The sequence below is a fragment of the Janthinobacterium kochi genome, assembly GCF_051380715.1.
Classification (GTDB): domain Bacteria; phylum Pseudomonadota; class Gammaproteobacteria; order Burkholderiales; family Burkholderiaceae_D; genus Janthinobacterium.
This window is the reverse complement of record NZ_JBNYXO010000002.1, coordinates 336,739-358,377: the sequence shown is the minus strand read 5'-3', so window position 1 is coordinate 358,377 and position 21,639 is coordinate 336,739. Positions and strand designations below refer to the sequence as shown.

General features: G+C 64.5%; 19 protein-coding genes. 11 read left to right on the top strand and 8 right to left on the bottom strand.

The features are described from left to right. Positions 1-18 precede the first annotated feature (18 nt). Positions 19-5,304, top strand: a complete 5,286-nt coding sequence (locus ACQ4WL_RS05965; RefSeq protein ID WP_436508711.1) for an Hpt domain-containing protein — start codon at positions 19-21, stop codon at positions 5,302-5,304. A gap of 22 nt (positions 5,305-5,326) precedes the next feature. Here the strand turns inward: ACQ4WL_RS05965 and ACQ4WL_RS05960 are convergent, their stop codons facing one another. Continuing rightward, entirely contained in the window at positions 5,327-6,790 is a 1,464-nt protein-coding gene (locus ACQ4WL_RS05960; protein WP_436508710.1) for a cryptochrome/photolyase family protein, read from the bottom strand. A gap of 442 nt (positions 6,791-7,232) precedes the next feature. On the opposite strand from ACQ4WL_RS05960, the gene ACQ4WL_RS05955 reads away from it, so the two are divergent. The 6 genes from ACQ4WL_RS05955 (at position 7,233) to ACQ4WL_RS05930 (ending at position 11,928) form a co-directional block, all read left to right on the top strand. Beyond that, positions 7,233-7,835: a YqgE/AlgH family protein gene (locus ACQ4WL_RS05955; protein WP_101484723.1), complete on the top strand. Its 603-nt coding sequence runs from the start codon at positions 7,233-7,235 to the stop codon at positions 7,833-7,835. Continuing rightward, on the top strand, positions 7,832-8,230 hold the full coding sequence (gene ruvX / locus ACQ4WL_RS05950) for a Holliday junction resolvase RuvX (RefSeq protein WP_436508709.1): 399 nt from the start codon (positions 7,832-7,834) through the stop codon (positions 8,228-8,230). Before ACQ4WL_RS05955 ends, ruvX begins: the two co-directional genes overlap by 4 nt. 39 nt (positions 8,231-8,269) lie before the next feature. After that, positions 8,270-8,794 carry a bifunctional pyr operon transcriptional regulator/uracil phosphoribosyltransferase PyrR gene (pyrR, locus tag ACQ4WL_RS05945; RefSeq protein ID WP_436508708.1) on the top strand — a complete coding sequence of 175 codons (525 nt, stop codon included), beginning with the start codon at positions 8,270-8,272 and terminating at the stop codon, positions 8,792-8,794. Next, a complete protein-coding gene (locus tag ACQ4WL_RS05940) occupies positions 8,787-9,752 on the top strand; it encodes an aspartate carbamoyltransferase catalytic subunit (protein WP_034746695.1) in 966 nt (321 codons plus the stop codon). Before pyrR ends, ACQ4WL_RS05940 begins: the two co-directional genes overlap by 8 nt. Before the next feature lie 24 nt (positions 9,753-9,776). Next, positions 9,777-11,078, top strand: a complete 1,302-nt coding sequence (locus ACQ4WL_RS05935; RefSeq protein WP_436508707.1) for a dihydroorotase — start codon at positions 9,777-9,779, stop codon at positions 11,076-11,078. A gap of 100 nt (positions 11,079-11,178) precedes the next feature. Continuing rightward, a complete protein-coding gene (locus ACQ4WL_RS05930) occupies positions 11,179-11,928 on the top strand; it encodes a lysophospholipid acyltransferase family protein (RefSeq protein ID WP_436508705.1) in 750 nt (249 codons plus the stop codon). Here the strand turns inward: ACQ4WL_RS05930 and ACQ4WL_RS05925 are convergent. The 7 genes from ACQ4WL_RS05925 to ACQ4WL_RS05895 form a co-directional block, all read right to left on the bottom strand. Continuing rightward, the gene (locus tag ACQ4WL_RS05925) at positions 11,918-12,682 is read right to left on the bottom strand and encodes an ABC transporter permease (protein WP_436508704.1); all 765 of its coding nucleotides are present in this window, start codon (positions 12,680-12,682) and stop codon (positions 11,918-11,920) included. The genes ACQ4WL_RS05930 and ACQ4WL_RS05925 overlap by 11 nt on opposite strands. Before the next feature lie 2 nt (positions 12,683-12,684). After that, positions 12,685-13,929, bottom strand: a complete 1,245-nt coding sequence (locus ACQ4WL_RS05920; protein ID WP_436508702.1) for an ABC transporter substrate-binding protein — start codon at positions 13,927-13,929, stop codon at positions 12,685-12,687. A 17-nt stretch (positions 13,930-13,946) separates the two neighbouring features. After that, the gene (locus tag ACQ4WL_RS05915) at positions 13,947-14,753 is read right to left on the bottom strand and encodes an ABC transporter ATP-binding protein (protein WP_436508700.1); all 807 of its coding nucleotides are present in this window, start codon (positions 14,751-14,753) and stop codon (positions 13,947-13,949) included. Beyond that, positions 14,750-15,835 carry an acyl-CoA dehydrogenase family protein gene (locus ACQ4WL_RS05910; protein ID WP_436508699.1) on the bottom strand — a complete coding sequence of 362 codons (1,086 nt, stop codon included), beginning with the start codon at positions 15,833-15,835 and terminating at the stop codon, positions 14,750-14,752. Before ACQ4WL_RS05910 ends, ACQ4WL_RS05915 begins: the two co-directional genes overlap by 4 nt. 1 nt (position 15,836) lies before the next feature. Next, the gene (locus ACQ4WL_RS05905) at positions 15,837-16,391 is read right to left on the bottom strand and encodes a carboxymuconolactone decarboxylase family protein (RefSeq protein ID WP_436508698.1); all 555 of its coding nucleotides are present in this window, start codon (positions 16,389-16,391) and stop codon (positions 15,837-15,839) included. A gap of 129 nt (positions 16,392-16,520) precedes the next feature. Next, positions 16,521-17,441 carry an AraC family transcriptional regulator gene (locus ACQ4WL_RS05900; RefSeq protein ID WP_436508697.1) on the bottom strand — a complete coding sequence of 307 codons (921 nt, stop codon included), beginning with the start codon at positions 17,439-17,441 and terminating at the stop codon, positions 16,521-16,523. 100 nt (positions 17,442-17,541) lie between these two features. Further along, complete coding sequence (locus ACQ4WL_RS05895) at positions 17,542-18,381, bottom strand: symmetrical bis(5'-nucleosyl)-tetraphosphatase (RefSeq protein WP_436508695.1); 840 nt, start codon at positions 18,379-18,381, stop codon at positions 17,542-17,544. A gap of 41 nt (positions 18,382-18,422) precedes the next feature. Between ACQ4WL_RS05895 and ACQ4WL_RS05890 the strand changes: the two genes are divergently transcribed. The 4 genes from ACQ4WL_RS05890 to waaC all read left to right on the top strand — a co-directional run bounded on the left by ACQ4WL_RS05890 (position 18,423) and on the right by waaC (position 21,623). Continuing rightward, positions 18,423-18,686, top strand: a complete 264-nt coding sequence (locus ACQ4WL_RS05890) for a hypothetical protein (protein ID WP_436508693.1) — start codon at positions 18,423-18,425, stop codon at positions 18,684-18,686. 117 nt (positions 18,687-18,803) lie between these two features. Then, positions 18,804-19,112: an H-NS histone family protein gene (locus ACQ4WL_RS05885; protein ID WP_436508692.1), complete on the top strand. Its 309-nt coding sequence runs from the start codon at positions 18,804-18,806 to the stop codon at positions 19,110-19,112. An 89-nt stretch (positions 19,113-19,201) separates the two neighbouring features. Continuing rightward, on the top strand, positions 19,202-20,596 hold the full coding sequence (locus ACQ4WL_RS05880) for a phosphomannomutase/phosphoglucomutase (protein ID WP_436508690.1): 1,395 nt from the start codon (positions 19,202-19,204) through the stop codon (positions 20,594-20,596). 4 nt (positions 20,597-20,600) lie between these two features. Then, the gene (waaC, locus tag ACQ4WL_RS05875; protein WP_436508689.1) at positions 20,601-21,623 is read left to right on the top strand and encodes a lipopolysaccharide heptosyltransferase I; all 1,023 of its coding nucleotides are present in this window, start codon (positions 20,601-20,603) and stop codon (positions 21,621-21,623) included. Positions 21,624-21,639: the final 16 nt, after the last annotated feature.

Below are 21,639 nucleotides of genomic sequence, written 5' to 3'. Positions count from 1 at the left end.
TTCTTTACCGAGGCATGCATGAGCACACCTGATAGTCCGCAGCAGTCCAAGCCGTTCGACAGCGAACCCCTGTCGTGGGTGATGGTGGAAATCCGCGAAGCGCTGGGCCGCTCGAAAACGGCGCTGTTCGAAGCGGGTGGCCGCGAGCGCGAGGAACGCGCCACGGCACTGCAGCATGCACGCTCGCACCTGCACCAGGCGCATGGCGCGCTGGTGATGGTGGACGTGGCCGGTGCCAGCCTGCTGACGGATGGCGCCGAACAGGCATTGGCGCGCTTTCGCGACGGCAGCCTGGAATACACGCTCGACCATGCGCAAGTCGTCGCCGTGCTGTATCAGGCCCTGATCGAATACCTGGAAGACCTGGTGGCCGGCACGCCGCCGCAGCCGACGCGTTTGTTCCCCTACTACCGCGATCTGCAAACCATGCTGGGCGCCGAACGCATTCACCCGGCAGACCTGTTTTTCCCGCCCCCGGCTATGCTGGAAGGGCAGGCCATCGCACTGGCGCACGCCCCCCTGGTGGCCGATTATCCGGCCTGGCGCGGGCGCTTTGAAAAGTCTTTGCTGCCCTTCCTGAAAGCGCAGGATGACGCGGCTCGGCGCCAGCACGCCAGCGACTTGCACGCCACTCTGACCCTGGTGGCGGACGCGCAGCAAGAAGCGCCGGCGCGTACCTTCTGGTTCGCCATGCAGGCGTTTGCAGGACTGGCGGCCAGCGGCGAGGGCATGGGCACGCTCAACGTCAAACAGTTGTTCGGCCTGATCAATCTGCAATTGCGCCGCCTGGCGCAGGGGACGGCCAGCCTGCCGGCATCGATGCTGCGCGACGCCTTGTTCTTCATCGCCGCCGCCGCCGAGCCGACGCCGGAGGCGCGCCAGCTGCGTGCCGCTTTCGCGCTCGACGGGCAGGTGCCCGCCGACGTGGAAGCGCGGCGCTACGGCCAGGTCGACCAGGATGCCTTGCAAGGCGCGCGCACGGCATTGGCGCAGGCGCGCGCCAGCTGGAGCCGTCTGGCGCAAGCCGACCTTGATCCTGCCCTGGGCGACGCATTCGAACAGTCCTTGCAGCAGGTGGCGGCGCAGACCGACATTCTGAAGCAGCCGGCCCTGGCCAGCCTGCTGCGCGAATGCGCGGCCGTGGCGCGGCAAGCCGTGACCAGCGGGCGCAGTGCGGCCCTGGAGAACGAAATCGGCATGGCGCTGCTGTTTGCCGACACGGGACTGGAGCAGGTGCGCCGCCTGCCCGACGATTTTGCCGGCAATGCGGAAACCATTGCCGCGCGCCTGCAGGCACTGCTGGCTGGCGAAGCGCCACCGCCCGTCACCGCTGGCGAGTTGTCGCGCCAGATCGAACAGGGTCAGACCGTCGCCGCGCTGGCCGAGGACATGAAGACAGGCCTGCGCCAGGTGGAAAAGGTGCTCAACGCGTATTACGCGGATGCCTCGCGTGGCGTGGCGGGGGCCCTCGATGGCGTCGCGCCCGTGCTGGGGCAGTTGCAGCAGCAACTGGCCGGGCTGGGACAGGACGATGCGCGCGCCGCCGTGCGGCAGGTCGATGCGGCTGTGCGGCAGCTGGCCGGTGGTGACGCCAATGCGGACGCCAATGCGGAGGCGCATGCCGGGGCGCTCGACGAGATCGCGCAAAATGTCAGCGCGCTGGGATTTTTTGTCGATATGCTGGGCCGCAACGCGCAAGCGGCCAGCGGGCGCTTTCATTTCGATGCCGCCGCCGGCACCTTCCGTGCCCTGCCATTTGAAAAAGTCGCCGCCGCCGGTGTCGTGCCGGTACCCTTGCTCGACCAGGCCCTGGCGCCCGCCGCGCCTGCTGGCATGGATGCCGCGCCGGCAGTGACCGATGTTGACGCGGAGATGCTCGACATCTTCATTGCCGAAGCGCGCGAAGTGCTGGCCTTTATCGACACCACGCTGGCCCTGCCGCGCGAGCAGGCCGCCAGCGGCGACCACCTGGCCATGCTGCGCCGCTCGTTCCATACCCTGAAAGGCAGCAGCCGCATGATTGGCCTGGCGCAGTTTGCCGAAGCGGCCGGCGCCATCGAGCGCGTCATGAATACCTGGCTGGCCGAAGCGCGCCCCGTCAGCGATGATCTGTTTACCTTGCTCAATTACGGCTGGTACCAGCTCAGCGAATGGGTAGCCGAACTGGAAGGCGGCGCAGGACGCGAGCGCGAGGCCGGCATGCTGCTGATGGCGGCCGAGCGCGTGCGCGAAGGCGGGCCGTTCGAACTGCGCAAGCCGCGCCCGGCTGCGCCCGTGGCTGGCAATGGCAATGTGATCGGTTTTCCGTCCGCGACTGCGCCCACGCTCCACGAAGCGCCTGACGATCACCTCAAGCACGTGGGCGAATTGCGCATCAGCCTTCCCTTGTACAACATCTACCTGGCCGAGACGGATGAACTGCTGCGCGTGCTGACGCGCGACTTCGGCGAATGGCGCCATGAACAGCGCGCCGTCAGCGCGGAGGCGCTGCAAGCCGTGCATACCCTGGCGGGGACGTCGGGCACGGTCGGCTTCCAGTCCCTGCGCGATCTGGCGCACGCGCTCGAGACGGTGATCGAGACGGTGGTGCCGCCGCTGGCCGGCCTGCGCGCCGAACAGCACGACGTGCTGGAACAGGCTACGCAGCGCATCGGGCAAATGCTGCAGGCGTTCGCGCTGGGCGACCTGGCGCCAACGCAGCCGGATATGATCGAAGCGCTCAACACCCTGTGGCGCGCATTGACGGCGCCGCCCGGCGAGGGCAGGGAAGACCGGCTCGATGCCCTGTTTGCGGCCGCCTACGCCAGCATCGTCGGCGCGCCGGCGCAGCCTGCCGAGCCGCTCTCCGAAGTCCCTCTGCCCCAGCTCGAGACCTTGTTCGAAGCGACGTATGCGAGCATCGTCGCTGATGCGCTGCAGCCGGCCGCTGCCGAAGTGCAGGCACCGGCGCCGGTGCAGGACAGCGGTGCCAGCGATGACCTGTTCGACGCCGGTTTCGAGCACGCGCCGCCGTTGGAGCACGCGGCGCCGGAAGCACCGGCGCCGGCTATCATGCCGGCCGATGCGACCGCGCTGCTGGCGGCCAGCGCCGGCATCAGCGATGAACTCGACCTCGATTTATTGTCCGTTTTCCTGGAGGAGGGCGCCGACCTGCTGCCGCAGATCGGCGAGGCGCTGCGCAGCTGGCAACAGCAGCCGCACGACAGCGGCCAGGCGCAGATGCTGCTGCGCACCCTGCATACCGTCAAAGGCAGCGCGCGCATGGCCGGCGCCATGCGCCTGGGCCAGCATGCGCATGAAATCGAGACGCATATCGAAAACATGCTGCACGCGGGCACTGCCACGCCACAGGCTTTCGAGGAATTGCTGGCCCATTACGACCATGCGCTGCACCTGTTCGAACAACTGCAGCAACCGTTGCTGCCCTTGCCAGGCATGGAAGACACGCCGGCGGCCGAACCGAAGGCGGCGCTGGTGCGCGTGCGCGCCGATATCCTCGACCGTCTGGTGAACCAGGCTGGCGAAGTGTCGATTACGCGCTCGAAGATGGAAAATGAAGTCGGCGTGCTGGGCGCCTCGCTGTCCGAGTTTTCCGACAACCTGGCGCGCCTGCGCCGCCAGTTGCGCGAAGTGGAAATGCAGGCCGAATCGCAGATCGCCTCGCGCATGGCCGTCGGCAGCGAGCGCGAATTCGATCCGCTCGAATTTGACCGCTTTACGCGCTTGCAGGAACTCACGCGCATGATGGCTGAAAGCGTCAACGACGTGGCCTCGTTCCATGAAAACCTCAGCCACAGCGTCGATGCGGTGACGGACGACCTGGTGCTGCAGGCGCGCCTGACGCGCGAGCTGCAGCGTGACCTGATGCAGATCCGCATGGTGCCGTTCGCCAGCATTGCCGAACGCCTGTTCCGCGTGGCGCGGCAAAGCGCCAAGGAAGTCGACAAGCGCGTCAACCTCGATATCCGCGGCGGTGGCGTGGAAATCGACCGCAGCGTGCTCGAACGCATGGCGGCACCGTTTGAGCACCTGCTGCGCAACGCCATCGTGCACGGCGTCGAGCCGCGCGAGGCGCGCCTGGCAGCAGGCAAGAGCGAGACGGGCGAGCTGCTGGTGCAGGTCAGCCAGCAGGGCAATGAAGTGGCAATCGCCTTTTCCGACGACGGCGCGGGGCTGGACCTGGAACGTATCCGCGCCAAGGCGCACGGCGCCGGCCTGGTGGCGACGGACGCGCCTTTGACCGACGCGCAGGCGGCCGAACTGATTTTCACGCCCGGTTTTTCCACCGCCGACAGCCTGACGGAATTGGCCGGGCGCGGTTTCGGCATGGACATCGTGCGCTCCGAAGCGCTGGCCCTGGGCGGGCGCGTGGAAACGCTGACGCAGGCGGGCATGGGCATGCGCTTCACCATCCACTTGCCGCTGACCCTGGCCGTGACGCAAGTGGTGCTGCTGGCCGCGAACGGCAAGACGTATGCCTTGCCATCGGTGCTGGTAGAGCAGGTGCTGCACCTGAAAGGCGAGCAGCTGGAGCAGGTGCGGGCGGCCGGGCGCATCGAGTCGCACGGGCAGTCGCTGGCGCTGCACCACCTGTCGGCCATGCTGGGCGAGACGCCGGCGGTGCAGGCCACGCAGCGCTATGCGCCCGTGCTGTTGCTGAGGAATGGCAATGACAGGCTGGCGCTGCAGGTCGATGACGTGGTGGGCAACCGCGAGGTCGTAGTCAAGCATGTGGGGCCGCAGCTGGCGCGCATGCCGGGTATCGCCGGCGCCACGGTGCTGGGTACGGGCGATATCGTGCTGATCCTGAATCCGGTGGCGCTGGCGCAGCACCTGGAGCATCATCCTGAATTGTTGTCGCAATATGCGCTGGCCAGCAGCGAGCAGCATGCCGCTTCCAGCGCACTGGCCGTGCCAGCCGTGCGCGTGATGGTGGTCGACGATTCGCTGACGGTACGCCGCGTGATGCAGCGCCTGTTCGAGCGCGAAGGCTACCAGGTACTGCTGGCCAAGGATGGCGTCGATGCGCTGGAACAGCTGCATGCGCTGGAACCGGCTGCCATGCCGGCCCTGCTGCTGGTCGACGTGGAGATGCCGCGCATGGATGGTTTTGATTTGACGCGCAATGTGCGCAGCGACGACAAGACGCGTGCCATCCCCGTCATCATGATCACCTCGCGCAGCGCCGACAAGCACCGCGCGCACGCGTTCGAGCTGGGCGTGAATGCGTATTTCGGCAAACCGTTCCAGGAAGAGGAATTGCTGGCGGAAGTGGGGCGCTTGCTGGGCGGTGGCGTGGCGTAAGCCGGCGCCACTACCGGCCGGATTACGCCACCACTTTCACCACCGCATAGCGCTCCAGGGTCTCCTTGCGCGCCTCATCATGCTGCACCAGCGGTTCCGGATAATCGCGCCCCAGCACGATGTTTTTTTGCTCGAGCAGCATGCGTGGTACCAGCCAGGGCGCATGGATTTCCTTGTCGCCCAGCGCCTTCAGTTGCGGCAGGTAGCGGCGGATGAAGCGACCGTTCGCATCGAATTTTTCCGACTGCGTGATGGGGTTGAAAATACGGAAGTAGGGTTGCGCGTCGCAGCCGGACGACGAGGCCCATTGCCAGCCGCCGTTGTTCGACGCCAGGTCGAAGTCATTCAGGTGCAGCGCGAAATACGCTTCGCCGCGGCGCCAGTCGATGCCCAGGTCCTTGATCAAAAAGCAGGCCGTGACCATGCGCAGGCGGTTGTGCATATAGCCCGTCTGGTTCAGCTGTGCCATGGCCGCGTCCACCAGCGGATAGCCGGTGCGCCCCTCGCACCAAGCCGCAAACGCGGCATCGGCTTCGGGGCCCGTTTCCCAGGCGATGGCGTCGTAGGCCGGTTTGAAGGCGCCGCCTTCCACATGCGGGTTCTGGTACAGGATCATGGCGTAAAAATCGCGCCAGATCAATTCGGCCAGCCACACGGGCGCGCCATCGCCGCCGCTGCCCCGGTCCATCAGGTCGACCACGGTGCGCACCAGGTAGCGCAGCGATACGGTGCCGAAGCGCAGATGCATGGACAGATACGACGGCCCCTTCAAGGCAGGGAAATCGCGTGCCACGTCATAGCGGGCCACGCGCGGCAGGAAATCCTCGAACAGCGTGCTGGCCCCCGACATGCCCGTGGGAATGGCCAGTTCGGCCAGGTTGCTCGCTTCGAAGCCCAGTTCGCCCAAGGTTGGCAGGGGGCCAGGCGTGCCGGTGCGCGGCGACGCCAGGCTGGCCGCGTGCGGTTCGATATCGAACGGCGCCAGGCAGCCGGGTTCGGCGCGCATTTTCTTCAGCCAGGCATTCTTGTACGGCGTGTAGACCGTGTACGGCTTGGCCGAGAGCGTCAGCACCTCGTCCTTTTCAAAGATGACCTGGTCCTTGAAACTGAACCACAGGCGCGCCTCGTGCTTGAGCGCGGCGGCTACCCTGGCGTCGCGGGCGATCGCTTGCGGTTCGTAGTCGTGGTTGGCAAAGACGGCGTCGGCGTTCAGCTCGGCAGCCAGGCGTGGGATGGCCTCGGCGGCGTCCGCGTGCAGCACGATCAGGTCGCCACCCAGCTGTCGCAGCTCGTCGGCCAGCTCGGCCACGCTGGCATGGATGAAATCGACCCGCCGGTCGCGGCGCGGCAGCGCGGCCAGGATGGCGGTGTCGTAGACGAAGACACAATACACGGCCTGGCTCTGACGCAGGGCGTGATGCAGTGCAGCATGGTCAAATGCGCGCAGATCGCGCCGGAACCACACCAGGGAAGTCTTGATTGTCATTATTTTGCGTGTTCAGGGTCAAAGATAGGCTATTTTTTGCCGCCAACAGGGCTTTATGGCCGCTCGCGTCGTGCCTTTGGCGTCGCTGCGGCGGCAATTCAGTGTAAACTAGCGGGTATGTTCATGGTGGTTTATGTGCGACAGCGATTGTGCAATCAATTTTACAATTGGCATTGAAATGCGCCTGCAGGCAAAGCGATGTTTGATATTCAGCAAGTCGTCAAGCGTGCAGGATGTCGCCGCATGGCGCAGCGAATAAATACTTAATTTACAATATAACAAGAATAGCGCCTGGCATCACGCTTCTCGCCGCTCAATATTCGCGGCAGCGTGCGCCAGGCGTACGATAGCGGGGTAAGCGAGACTTGCCAGCAAGGCCACAGAGAGAGCATCGCGTATGAAAAAGAGTAAAATCGACCAGACTCTGCCAGGGCATCGTTTGATGCAGGGTGTTGGAGAGCCGGCCGCGACCGGTTCCTCCACCTTGAATCTGGCCAACCATTTCCTGATTGCGATGCCGGCCATGCAAGATCCGATCTTCGGCGGCACGGTCGTGTACGTTTGTGAGCATAATGAAAATGGCGTGCTGGGCGTCGTCATCAACAAACCCACCGACATGACCATGGAAGTGCTGTTCGACCGCATCGATCTGAAACTTGCGGCCGGCAGCGACACGCCCATCATCAACGAACCGATCATGTTCGGCGGCCCCGTGCAGGACGACCGCGGCTTCGTGCTGCATACGCCGGGCGCGCACTATTCCTCGTCGCTGACGGTGACCGATGAAATCGCATTTACCACCTCGATCGACGTGCTCGAAGCCGTCGCCAAGGGCGATGGTCCCGAGCGCATGCTGGTGTCGATCGGCTATTCGGGCTGGAGCCCGGGCCAGCTGGAAGACGAGATCGGCCGCAATGGCTGGCTGACGGTGGGCGCCTCGGCCGACATCCTGTTCGACTTCCCCATCGAGCAGCGTTACGTGGCGGCCATCAAGCTGCTCGGCATCGACCCGCTCATGCTCGCCAGCGAGGCTGGCCACGCATGAGCGGTGACGCCATCGACACCATCCTCGCCTTCGATTTCGGCTTGAAACGCATCGGCGTGGCCATCGGCAATACCATGATTTGCCAGGCCAAGCCGCTCAGCGTGATCACGGCCACGGCGAATGAGCCGAAGTTTGCCGCCATCGATAGCCTGATCAAGGAGTGGGGCGCGAGCCGCATCGTGGTGGGCTTGCCCAGCCATCCGGATGGCACCGAACACGAGATGAGCGCGCGTTGCCGCCGTTTTGCCAACCAGGTGCATGGCCGCTTCAACCTGCCGGTGGAACTGGTCGACGAACGCTATTCCTCGGCCGTGATTACCGCCAGGCGCGGCGAAGTCATCGACGACCGCGCCGCCGCCATCATCCTGCAACAGTATTTCGACGCGAATTATTAATCTGACCTTAGCCCCCATCCCTGAATGATTAAGAACTCTATGCCGCATCCTACGAATCCTTCCCAACTCGACGCCGAGGCCCTGTACGCGGTCTTGCTGCAACAGGTGCAGAGCGGCCTGGCGGGCATACCCAACGTGGCCATCGTCGGCATCCATTCGGGCGGTGCCTGGCTGGCCGAACGCCTGGCGCGCGACCTGAATCTGCTTGATCGCCTGGGCGTGCTCGACGTGTCGTTCTACCGCGACGACTTCGCCCAGAAGGGCCTGCATGCCGACGTGAAGCCGACGCAAATCAGTTTTGACGTGGCCGGCGCCACCATCCTGCTGGTCGACGACGTGCTGTACACGGGCCGCACCACGCGCGCGGCCATCAATGAATTGTTCGACTATGGCCGTCCGGCCAAGATCATGCTGGCCGCCCTGGTCGACCGCGGCGAGCGCCAGCTGCCGGTGGCCGCCGATTTCGTGGCCGCCTTCACTGCCGTGCCGGCGGGCCAGGCCCTGGTCCTGAAGCAAGCCGACGATGGAAAATTCACGCTCACCATAGATACCCACCATGCTTAATCCGCAACTGAATAAACACGGCGAACTGCAACATCTGCTGACGATTGAAGGCTTGCCGAAGTCTATCGTCAACCACATCCTCGATACCGCTTCCTCGTTCGTCGGCATTTCCGACCGCGATGTGAAAAAGGTTCCGCTGATGCGCGGCAAAAGCGTTTTCAACCTGTTCTTTGAAAACTCCACGCGCACCCGCACCACCTTCGAGATCGCGTCAAAAAGGCTGTCGGCCGACGTCATCAACCTGAACATCCAGGCGTCCTCGGCCAGCAAGGGCGAGTCCCTGCTCGACACCATCGACAACCTGTCGGCCATGCATGCCGACATGTTCGTCGTGCGCCACGCGCAGTCGGGCGCGCCCTACCTGATCGCCAAGCACCTGATCGACACGAAGCAGCCGCACGTCCACGTCGTCAACGCGGGCGACGGACGCCACGCGCACCCGACCCAGGGCTTGCTCGACATGTACACGATCCGCCACTACAAGAAGGATTTCACGAACCTGACGGTGGCCATCGTGGGCGACATCCTGCACAGCCGCGTGGCCCGTTCCGACATCCACGCGCTGACCACCCTGGGCGTGCCGGAAGTGCGCGCCATCGGCCCGCACACTTTGCTGCCGGGCGGCCTTGAACAGATGGGCGTGCGCACCTTCACCAACATGGATGAGGGCTTGAAAGGCGTGGACGTGATCATCATGCTGCGCCTGCAGAATGAACGCATGAGCGGCGCGCTGCTGCCATCGGCGCAGGAATATTTCAAGAGCTACGGCCTGACGCCCGAGCGCCTGGCGCTGGCGAAACCGGACGCCATCGTCATGCATCCGGGCCCGATGAACCGCGGCGTGGAAATCGATTCGGCCGTGGCCGACGGTCCGCAGGCGGTGATCCTGCCGCAGGTGACGTTCGGTATCGCCGTGCGCATGGCGGTGATGAGTATTTTGGCTGGTAATCAGGGCTGATAGCCCAAGGACGAGTAAGCGAGCATGACGACACTACATATCAAGAACGGCCACCTGATCGACCCTGCCAACGGCATCGATGGCATGCAAGACCTGTTTATCGCCGACGGCAAAGTGCTGGCCGTGGGCAGCGCCCCGGCCGGCTTCACCGCCGACACCACGTTTGACGCGGCCGGCCTGGTGGTTTCCCCCGGCCTGGTCGACCTGTCCGCGCGCCTGCGCGAGCCGGGCTACGAATACAAGGCGACCCTGGAATCGGAACTGCAGGCGGCGCTGCAAGGCGGCGTCACGAGCCTGGTGTGCCCGCCCGACACCGACCCCGTGTTAGATGAGCCGGGCCTGGTGGAGATGCTGAAATACCGCGCCAAGACGCAGAACAAGGCCCACGTGCACCCGCTGGGCGCGCTGACCATGGGCTTGAAAGGCAAGTCGCTGACGGAAATGGCGGAACTGACGGAAGCGGGCTGCATCGGCTTCGCGCAGGCCGAAGAGCCGATCGAAGACACCACCGTGCTGCTGCGCGCCATGCAGTACGCGAACACCTTCGGCTACACCGTCTGGCTGCGCCCGCAAGATCCGCACATCGGGCGCGGCGGCATCGCCCACAGTGGTCCGCTGGCGTCGCGCCTGGGCCTGTCCGGCGTGCCCGTGATGTCCGAAACCATCGCCCTGCATACGATTTTCGAATTGATGCGCGCCAGTCGCGCGCGCGTGCACCTGTGCCGCATCTCGTCGGCGGCGGGCCTGGAACTGATCCGCGCTGCCAAGGCCGAAGGCTTGCCCGTCACCTGCGACGTGGGCGTGCACCATGTGCACCTGACGGACGCCGATATCGGCTTTTTCGATTCGAACGCGCGCGTCACGCCGCCGTTCCGCAGCCAGCGTGACCGCGATGCGATCCGCGCCGGCCTGTTGGACGGCACGGTGGACGCCATGTGCTCGGACCATACGCCAGTCGACGACGATGAAAAACTGCTGCCGTTCGGCGAAGCGTCACCCGGCGCCACGGGCCTGGAACTGCTGCTGTCGCTGGCCCTGAAATGGGCTGACGACTATGCGCTGGCGCAACCGCAAGCCGGTGCCCGTCCGCTGGCGCGCGCCGTGGCCAAGGTCACGTCCGACGCGGCGCGTGTCGCCGGTATTCCGGCCGGCAGCCTGGCCGTGGGCGAAGCGGCCGACATCTGCGTCTTCGATCCTGCCGCGCGCTGGACGGTGTCGTCGGCCTCGCTGGCCAGCCAGGGCAAGCACACGCCTTTCCTCGGCTATGAGCTGAGCGGCATCGTCAAGGCGACCATCGTGGCTGGACAGGTGGCGTTTCAGCGGTAATTTTTTGTACTGGAGTGAAACTCCAGCATACTGCCGGGGTCAGACCCGCCGGGTCTGACCCCAGAATTTGCCGTGGGTTTGCTTCTTTATCTGGTGTGATTTGAAACTTCTGCTTACCTACCGCCTCGCGCGCATCGCCATTCACCTGAGCTGCGGCATGGCCAAGAGCGCCGTGCTCTTTCCCTGGCTGGACCTGGAGGGACGCAACCGGCGCATCCGCCGCTGGTCGACGCAATTGCTCGACATTTGTGGCGTGCACGTGGCGCAGCCGGCAGACAGCGTGCTGGCACTCGACCATGCGATGGTGGTGGCGAACCACGTTTCGTGGCTCGACATCTTCGTCATCAATGCCGTTCACCCCTGCCGTTTCGTCGCCAAGGCGGAAATCCGCGCCTGGCCGATCCTGGGCTGGCTGGCGGGGCGCGCCGGCACTATCTTCATTTCGCGCGGCAGCAAGCGCGATCTGCGCCTGATTTTCCAGGGCCTGGTGGATAAATTGACGGCGGGCGAGCGCATTGCTTTCTTCCCCGAAGGCACGACCGCCGCGCAAGGACAGATCCTGCCGTTTCACGCGAATCTGTTCGAGGCGGCCATCGACGCGCAAGTGCCGGTGCAGCCGTTCGCGCTCGTGTATGTGGATGACAAGGGAGAGTTACATCACGCCGTCGACTTCATCGGCGACATGAGCTTTGCGCAAAGCATGGTGGCGATCTTGAGCGGCCCGCCCATCACGGCGCGCCTGACCTGCCTGGCGCCGGAAGCCACGGCTGGCGCGCACCGGCGCGAACTGGCGGCGGCAACGCAGGCGGCGGTGGCCGCCGCGCTGCCGCTGGAACAGCTTAGTTCTTGACGTGCAGCCAGCGCGCATGCGCGGCGCGGGCCAGGTAGTCGAGGATAAACCCTAAAACCCCGATCAGCACGATGGCGGCCATCAGCTCCGAATACGCGAGGCGGTCGCGCGTATCGAGGATGAAGTAGCCGAGACCGGCCGACACGCCCAGCATTTCCGCCGGTACCAGCACGATCCAGATGATGCCGATGGCCAGGCGCACGCCGGTCAAAATATCCGCCGTGATGCCCGGCAAAATCACCTTGAAGACGATCTCGCTGCGCGTGGCCGACAGGCTGCGCGCCAGCAGCAGCCAGTTCGGATCGAGCCGCGCCACGCCGGCCGCCGTATTGAGCAGGATCGGCCAGACGGCCGCAAACGCCAGCAGGAAGTACACGGGCGCGTCGCCCACGCCCAGCACCATCACGGCAATCGGCATCCACGACAGCGGCGAAATCATGCGCAGCAGCTGGAACAGCGGCATGGCCGCGCCGGAAAAACTTTTCGACATGGCCACCAGCACGCCCAGCGGCACGCCGATGACGATCGCCAGCCCCAGGCCGACAGCCACCCTTTGCAGGCTCAGTACCACGTGCAGCCAGATATCCGCACCGCCCAGCATTTCCCGGAACGCGGCCGCCGTGGGCAGCGGTGCAAAGGCGGTGGCGATGGGCGTGGATTTCTCCAGCGCCGTCACACCCATGGACCATAATAGCAAGGCACAGGCCAACCCCACCAGGGGCAGGCCGAACTTCGTGAACAACTTCTTTGCCATCGTCAGACCGCCACGGTTTCGCTGCGCAGCAGGTTGGCCGGCAAGCCGAAGGCGGCAGGGCCGCCGACTGCCGTGATGGCCTTGCGCACGAAGCGGTCATCGACCAGGTCGCGCGCGGCGAATTTCGGATCGAGCTTGGCCAGGAAGCGCGTATCACCTTCGACCTTGGTGCGGCCAATGGCGCGCACCAGTTCTTCCGTGTACGAGGCAAACGGATACGGCTGGAAGTCGATGCGGCGCTGCTGCCAGTTCTTGTGCACGATCAGGCCCTGCTTTTCATAGCCGGCGTAATCGGTGGTGGCCAGCACCTTGGTCAGTACTTGCAGCGGATGCGGCGTGTAGCGGTGCTCGCCCGTGTTCGACAGCAGCTTGGCCGTGTCGACCTGGTTCGAGCGCGTCCACAGCTGCGCCTTGACGATGGCGTTGGTGACTTTCTGTGCCCATTCCGGACGCGTGTTGATGTCGCGCTCCGACAGGAACGTGACGCAGCACGCATGGTTTTTCCACACGTCGCCCGAGAAGCGCAGGATCTTGCCGATGCCGGCGTTTTCCGCCGCCGCATTGAACGGCTCGGCCACGATGTAGCCGGCAATCGACTTGCTGGCCAGGGCCGAGACCATTTCGGCCGGCGCCAGCACGATCAGGTTGACTTCATTCGATTTGATGGCTGCGTTGCGCGCGCGCGTGACCGGGGTCAAGCCATTCGAGGACAGGATTTGCTGCAACAGGATGTTGTGGATCGAGTACCAGAACGGGATCGCGACCGTGCGCCCGCCCAGCTCGGAGACCTTGTTGATCTCGTTGGCCACCGTCAGCGCGGAACCGTTGACGTGGTTCCATGCGACGACTTTCGCGGGGAACTTGGCGCCGTAGCGCACCCACAGGGTGGCGGGCGACAGCAGATGGATGACGTTGACCTGGCCGGCCACGAAGGCTTCGATGATTTGCGCCCAGCTGCGAAACAGGCGCGGCGTTTCCGCCTGCAAGCCTTCCGCTTCAAACATTTTACGGGCGTGGGCGACGAGCAGCGGGGTGGCGTCGGTAATCGGCAGGTAGCCGATTTTCACGGGCTGGTCGTCGCCTTTCGGACCTTGCTGGGCCATGGCGTCGCCAGCGAACAGCAGGGGCGAGGCGACGCTGGCCGTAGCCAGGGCCGACATGCGCAGGAAGTCGCGTCGCGTCAGGCCACAATCGCAATCGGACGAGGCGCAGATATGCAGGGGTTTGTTTTGATCTTCGAATGTCATGGGAAAATTCCGGTCGATTAATTGGGAGCAAAGGCGGGCGTTTGATCTTGCTTTTGCAGCGCCTGCAGGGCGTCGAGAATGTCCATCTTGAGGGCGATGACCTCGGCGCTGTGGCCGATGCGCGGCTGGGCGATGGCGACGGGCCATTCGCGCACGATGTTGCCGGGCTTGCCGCCCATGAGCAAAATGCGGTCGGCCACCAGGATCGCTTCATCGATATCGTGCGTGACCAGCAGCACGGCCGTGTGCCAGCGGTGCACCACGTCGACCAGCAGCGATTGCATCTCGGCGCGCGTGATGGCGTCGAGCGCGGAAAACGGCTCGTCGGCAAACAGCAGTTCGGGTTCGCGCGCCAGCGCGCGGGCCAGCGCCACGCGCTGCGCCATACCGCCCGACAGCGCGGACGGATACAGCTTTTCGCGGCCCTTCAGGCCCACCGCTTCGATGGCTTGCGCCACGCGCGCCTGGTGCGCTGCGCGCGTCAGCTGCGGCTGGTGCTTGAAGTCCAGGCCGAAACCGGCATTGCCCGTGACGTTCAGCCAGGGTAGCAAACTGGCTTGCTGGAAGACGAGGGCGCTGCGCGGGTCCGGTTCACGCATGGGCGCATCGAGAAACTGGATCTCGCCCGTCGATGGCGGCTGTAAGCCGGCCAGCACGCGCAGCAGGCTCGATTTGCCGCAGCCGCTGCCGCCCAGCAGGCAGACGATTTCACGCTTGCGCACGCCCAGCGAGACATGCTGGAAAACGGGCGCCGTGCCGGGATAGGCGTAGCTGAGGTCCTGCGCCTGCAGCGCCCAGTCTTGCGCTTCCACTGCTGCCGTCATGCGGGCGCTCCCGCAGCCTTGGCCGCCTGCTGGCTGTCGAACAGCTGCAAGGCTGCCTGCAATTGCGTCAGGCTGGGGGTGACGATGGGGATGAATGACGACTCGCGCCAGCGGCGGGCAAAGCCCTGCTGCTCGGCATTCAGGTAGGCGCGCCCGCCCATGGCTTGCAGTTCCAGCATCAAGGCTTGCTGCAGCAATTCAGCCAGCTGTATGCGCAGGCGGAACATGGCCGGTGCCTGCGTCTTGAAGCGGCCATCGTGCACACCCGCCAGCAAGGTAGCGACAGCCGCCTCCAGGGTCGCTTGCAGCGCTTCGATGCGCGGCGTGAGCGCGTTGCGCGAGCCGGCCGAGATTTGCGCCGCTTTGGCCAGGCTGGCGCGCGCCAGGCCGATGGACAGGCCGCACTGCATGCCGAGGAACGAAGGACGCACTTGCGGTAGCCAGGCTGGCGCGTTGTCGCTGATGATGTCTGCGGCGGGGATGTGTACCTGCGTCAGCTTGACGGAGGCCGTATTGCTGCCGCGCAGGGCGATCAGGTCCAGGTCGTCGCTGCGCTTGACGCCTGGCGTGCTGCTGTCAAAGGCGACGATGGCCGGTGGCGCGCCGTCGTTCGGCGCCACGGCGGCCGCCGCGACAAAGCCCGCCTTGCGCAAATTCGTCACCCAGGCCAGGCCGCCGTCGACCAGCAAGCCGTCATCCTGGCGCACGCCCGTGATTTGTAGCTGCTCGATGCCGGACAAGAATTTCATGGCGTTCGACAGGCCGCTGGCGCCCGCCTGCGTGCCCGCCAGCAGGCCTGGCAGGCGGCGTTCGGCCAGCGCGCGGTTTTCGCTTTGCAGCAGGAATTCGATGAAGCAGCGCTGGCCCCAGAAGACAAAGGCCGCCGTCACCGATTGCTCGGCCACGTTGGCGATGGCGTTGATGGCGTCGCGTACGTCGCCGCCCGCGCCGCCGTGTTCCTGCGGCACGCCGATGGCCAGCAGCTGGTCGCCCGCCAGCGTCGGCAGGATTGTTTCAGCGAGGTCCGATGATTGGTCGAGCTGGTCGGCATGCGTGTGCAGCCAGTCAGTGAGCTTGCCCATGTCAGACGGCGCCAGGCAGGTAGGGTGTCAATTGCGGATTGACGGGCGTGCCGGCCAGGCTGTTGGAGAAATTGCACAGGGTGGCCAGGCTGATGCCCAGCACCACTTCCAGCGCCTGCTGTTCGTTGTAGCCGGCGGCCAGGAAGGCTTGATATTCGGCGTCGCTGACGGCGCCGCGCGTGGCGATGACGGCAGTGGCGAAGGCGGCAACGGCGTCGAGTTTGACGTCACCGGTCGGCTGGCCGTGCTGCAGGGCGCGCACGATATCGGACGTCTGGCCCGCTTTTTTCAGCGAGATGGCGCTATGGCCGGCGATGCAGAAGTCGCAGCCATGGATGCGCGCGGCGGTGATCTGCACCACTTCGCGTTCCATCAGGTTCAGGCTGGCGCGCGCATTGATGCCGGAGACGGTCAGATAGGTTTCCAGCGCCAGCGGGGCATTGGCCAGCACGCCGATCAGGTTGGGCAGGAAGCCATTGTTGGCGATGGCCTTTTCCACGAAGGGGCGGCTATCGGCCGGGGCGGTATCGAGAGTGTGCAGCGTCAGACGGGACATGGGGTACCTTGCTAAGTTAGTAAGTCACCCAACCATTATATCGGCCATGCCGTGCAGGTAACAGACGTCAGCGTCGTCCTTTTGTGCTCGTTCGTCTTTGATTGCGCAAACCTTGAGGTCAGATGAACCTCAGCTGGCCAGTTGGCGCTGGCGCTGGTCACGCCGGTAGGCGCCCGGTTGCTCGCCCGTGACCCGCTTGAAGGCGCGCGTAAAGGCGGCGTGCGAGCGGTAGCCCACCAGTTCGGCTGCGCGTTCGACGGAGACGCCGTCGTGCAGCCGGCGCGCGGCGATCTTCATGCGCAGCAGGAGCAGGAATTGGGCCGGCGAGTGGCCGCTGGCGTTGGCGAAATGCTTGCAGAAGCTGGCGCGCGACATGCAGGCCGCCTTGGCCATGTTCTCGATCGACCAGTCGTCGGCGGGGGCGTCGAGCATGCGTTCGAGCAGCGGCGAAAATGCGGGTTGGTGCAGCAGTGATAGCAGGCCGGCTGCCACCTGCTCGCCCTGCGCCACATGGCGAATCAGGTAAAAAAACAGCAGTTCGACCAGGCGCGCGATGAGCGGTGACGGTTGCTCCGGGTCGTCGCCTGCCTCTGCCAGGATCAGGTCGAACAGCGCGGCGGCGGCGCCGAAGGCGGGCGCGTCGCCGCGTATCAGCAGATACGGCGGGAAGGAGTCGACGATCAGCGCGGAAAGGGCGCCGCGAAATTGAAAGAAGCCGCAGGCCAGCGCCGTCGCCGGTTGCTCCGTGAGCGTCTGCAGCGGCAGCATGGCTTGCGCGCTGACCGTCTGCAGCGGATCGCTGTGGGGGCTGAGGAAATGGGGCAAGTCGCGCAGCAGGAAGACGCCATCGCGCGGGCCGAGTGCTATCGGCGCGGCGCCATCGAGGTGCAAATAGCAGTGGCCATCGAGTACCAGGTGAAAGCTGCCCAGTTCCCGGCCCGCTGTGGAAGCGCGCCAGCGGCCACAGTACTGGCCCACGTGCAGGACGGCGGTGTCGAGTTCCAGGCTGCCGAGCAGCCAGCGGGCCAGCTTGTCGGTATCAGGATGCATGGGATCGCAATGGCAAAAGCTGCATCATACGGGGCTTGGGCGGCAAGGCCAACGACCGATTTCGACTAAGCATATGCGCGCCATGCTTATTACTTGGCACTTACCGTTTGCCACTGTGCTGCTGGAAGGTGGGACAATCGACTTGCAGCAGCGAGCGGTCTTCCAGGCATATGGCGGAGAGTTTTCCACCCCAGACGCAACCGCTATCGAGGCCGATCAGGTGGGGCCGCAACTGCAGTCCCAGCGCCGACCAGTGGCCGAAGACGACGGTGTCGCCGGCGCTGCGCCGGCCCGGCACGTCGAACCACGGCAGCAGACCGGAGCCCGGCGGCGCGCTGCCGCTCTCCTTCATCTTGAAGTCCATGACACCGCCCGGCGTGCAAAAGCGCAGCCGCGTCATGGCGTTGACGATGCAGCGCAGCCGGTCGGCGCCCTGCAGGTCGTCACGCCAGGCGGCCGGCTCGTTGCCGTACATGCTGCGCAGGAACGCCACCCAGCCATCGCTGCGCAGCATGCTGGACACTTCCTCGCCCAGGGACAGGGCCTGGGAGGCACTCCATTGAGGCAGCAAGCCCGCATGCACGAGCACATGGCCCTGGTGCTGCAAGACGAGCGGACGCTGGCGCAGCCAGCTGATCAATTCCTCGCGGTCGGGTGCGTCGAGGATCTCGGCCAGCGTATCGGACGCGTGCTCGGGCCGGATGCCGTTGGCCACGGCCAGCAGGTGCAAGTCATGGTTGCCCAGGACGCTGTCGGCCAGGCCCTGCTGCGCCAGCGCGTGCACGTGGCGCAGGGTGGCCAGCGATGCCGGGCCACGATTGATCAGGTCGCCCGCGAACAGCAGGCGGTAGGGGCCTTCTGCCGCCGTCTGGATCCGTTCGATCAATTCGATGGTTTGTGCATGGCAGCCTTGCAGATCGCCGATAAAGTAAGTTTTCATAGGTACCGAGGTGAAGTGAACTACGCGCATGCATTATAAGCATGGCTGCCCTTGGTCGTTGGGTGCATTGCTGGCAGGCGCCTGATTGCGCGAACGGCTGCTCGGCAGGAAAAATCCGGGCGCCGGTTAATCTGTATTGGCATTTACTGTGGCTGAATGTCCCGCTGCTTTATATCGATAATCATTTTCTGGCTCGCCTGCCAGCACGGCGATCAGGCCTGCCGGAATACCAAGCATCCATGTTTATGCATTTTCCACGAGTGTTTCCTGCATATTCTTCATTTAATCTTAATGTTGTGCCCTGAAATAAATCCGGGGCCGTGATTCAATTGGCGATGGATTATGCAGCGGCGGGCAAATGTTTATGCAATGTAGTATATTCCACGTGATTTTATTATTTAACAATGTAAAGGATGTACGGGATGGATCTGTCAACGATGACGATGCTGGAATTGCGCAAGCTGGAAGATAGTGTGAAGCAGGAATTGAACGGCCGCGAGCGTGAAGACTTGAACAAGGCGCGCGAACAGATCATGGCCATCGCGCAGCAAGCGGGCATTCCGCTGAAACAGCTGATACTCGATGGTTTGCACCCGCGCACGGGCAAAGTCGCGGTGCGTTACCGCCATCCTGACAATGCTACTCAACAATGGACAGGCCGTGGCCGCCAACCGCTGTGGGTCAAGCAGTGGGTGGAATCGGGCAAGTCCATCGATCTGCTGCGCGTATAATTCGGTATACTCTTGGCGCAGTAGCATGCGTTCGGTCGCGTTGCTACTTGCCAAGCATCCTATTTGATCCTACTTATATCGCCCACACCATGCTTCCATTGTCCAGAACGATCTTCAAAGCCTACGATATTCGCGGCATCATCGCTAAAACCCTCGATGCCAGCGTGGCCCACAAGATCGGTCAGGCATTTGGCCAGGCAGCCCTGGCCAAGGGTGAGCAGCGGGTCGTGATCGGCCGCGATGGACGCCTCTCGGGACCGGAATTGACGGCGGCGCTGGCGCAGGGCTTGCAAGCGGCAGGCGTCGACGTGATCGACATGGGCGTGGTGGCCACGCCGATGGTGTACTTTGGCACGAATGTGCTCGACACGCGCTCCGGCATTATGGTCACGGGGAGCCACAATCCACCCGATTACAACGGCTTCAAGATGGTGCTGGCCGGCGAAGCGATCCATGGTGTAGCGATCCAGGCGCTGTATCACAGCATCGTCGCGCACGACGGCAGCACCAGCGCCAAGGACGTTGCCAACCCGGGCAGCTACACCACGCACGATATCCGCGCCGCCTACCTGGAGCGCATTCTGGGCGACGTCAAGCTGGCGCGCCCGATCAAGATCGCCGTCGACTGCGGCAATGGCGTGGCCGGCGCGTTCGCCGGCGACCTGTTCCGCGGCATGGGCTGCGACGTCATCGAATTGTTCTGCGACGTCGATGGCAATTTCCCGAACCACCATCCGGACCCGGCGCATCCGGAAAACCTGCAAGACCTGATCCGCTGCCTGGCCGAGACGGATGCGGAAATCGGCATCGCCTTCGACGGCGATGGCGACCGCCTGGGCGTGGTCACCAAGGATGGCCAGATCATCTACCCTGACCGCCAGATGATGTTGTTTGCCGCCGACGTGCTGACCCGCCATCCGGGCGCGCAGATTTTGTATGACGTGAAGTGCACGCGCCACCTGGCACCGTGGATCAGCAAGCATGGCGGCGTGCCGCTGATGTACAAGACGGGCCACTCGCTGGTGAAAGCCAAGCTGCGTGAAACGGGTGCGCCGCTGGGCGGCGAAATGAGCGGCCATATCTTCTTCAAGGACCGCTGGTACGGTTTCGACGACGGCCTGTATTCGGCTGCGCGTCTGCTGGAAATCCTCACGCGCGAAGCCGATCCTTCGGCCCTGTTGAACTCTCTGCCGCAGTCCGACAGCACGCCGGAACTGCATCTGGAACTGAAGGAAGGCGAGAATGTCGCGCTGATGGACATGCTGCGCCGCGATGCCGTCTTCCCCGGCAATGAACAGATCATCACCATCGACGGCTTGCGCGTGGAATACGCGGATGGCTTCGGCCTGGCCCGTTCGTCGAACACCACGCCGGTGATCGTCATGCGCTTCGAAGCGGAAACGCCGCAAGCCCTGGCGCGCATCCAGGGACAGTTCAAGAGCGTGATCCTGGCCGCCAAGCCTGACGCCGTCCTGCCGTTCTGACAGCATGGCCGGTCAATCTGGCGCACAGGCGCCCTTGAAAATCCTGCTGGTGCGGGTATCTTCGCTGGGCGACGTGCTGCATAACCTGCCGATGGTGGCGGACATCGCCCGCCATTTCCCGAACGCGACCATCGACTGGGTGGTCGAGGAAGGCTACACCAGCCTGGTGCGCCTGAACCCCCGTGTGAATACCATCTTCCCGTTTTCATTGCGCCGCTGGCGCAAGAGCCTGGGCAAGAAAGAGACGCGCGCGGAAATCGCCGCCTTCTTCCGCAGCCTGCGCCAAGTGCGCTACGATTATGTGTTCGATACCCAGGGCTTGCTCAAGACGGGCATCATCATGGGCGCAGCGCGCCTGGCGCCGGGCGGACAGAAGGTCGGCCTGGCGAACGGCAGCGAAGGTTCCGGCTACGAGGGCATTTCGCGCCTGTTTCATACCAAAAGCATTCCGCTCGACCCGCGCACGCATGCGGTAGCGCGTGGCCGCCTGGTGGCTGCCGCCGCACTCGGCTACACGGCCGATACGCCGGCCGATTTCGGCTTGCCGGAGGTGTCCGGCAGCGAAGCGCGCCCGGACTGGATGGGCGCGGCGCCGTATTGCGTGTATTTCCACGGTACGGCGCGCGATGCCAAGAAATGGGCGCCGCAGAACTGGATCACCGTCGGCCATGCGCTGGCGCCCATGCCGATTTTGCTGCCCTGGGGTTCGCCCAAGGAAAAGGCGGAAGCCGAAGAGTTGGCGACCAGCCTGCCGAACGCGCGCATGCTGCCGAAGCTGTCGATGGGCGACGCCACCCTGCTGGCGCGCCACGCGGCACTGGTAATCGGCGTCGACACGGGCCTGACGCATATCGCCGCCGCCTTTGTGCGCCCGACGGTGGAAATCTATGCTGACTCGCCGCGGTGGAAAACGGAAGGCAACTGGTCGCCGAACATCATCAACCTGGGCGACAAGGGCGCGCCGCCCGGCGTGCCGGAAGTGCTGGCAGCAGCGCAGCGCCTGCTGGCCGAGCATCCTCCCGCCTGACTTAACGTTACCTATC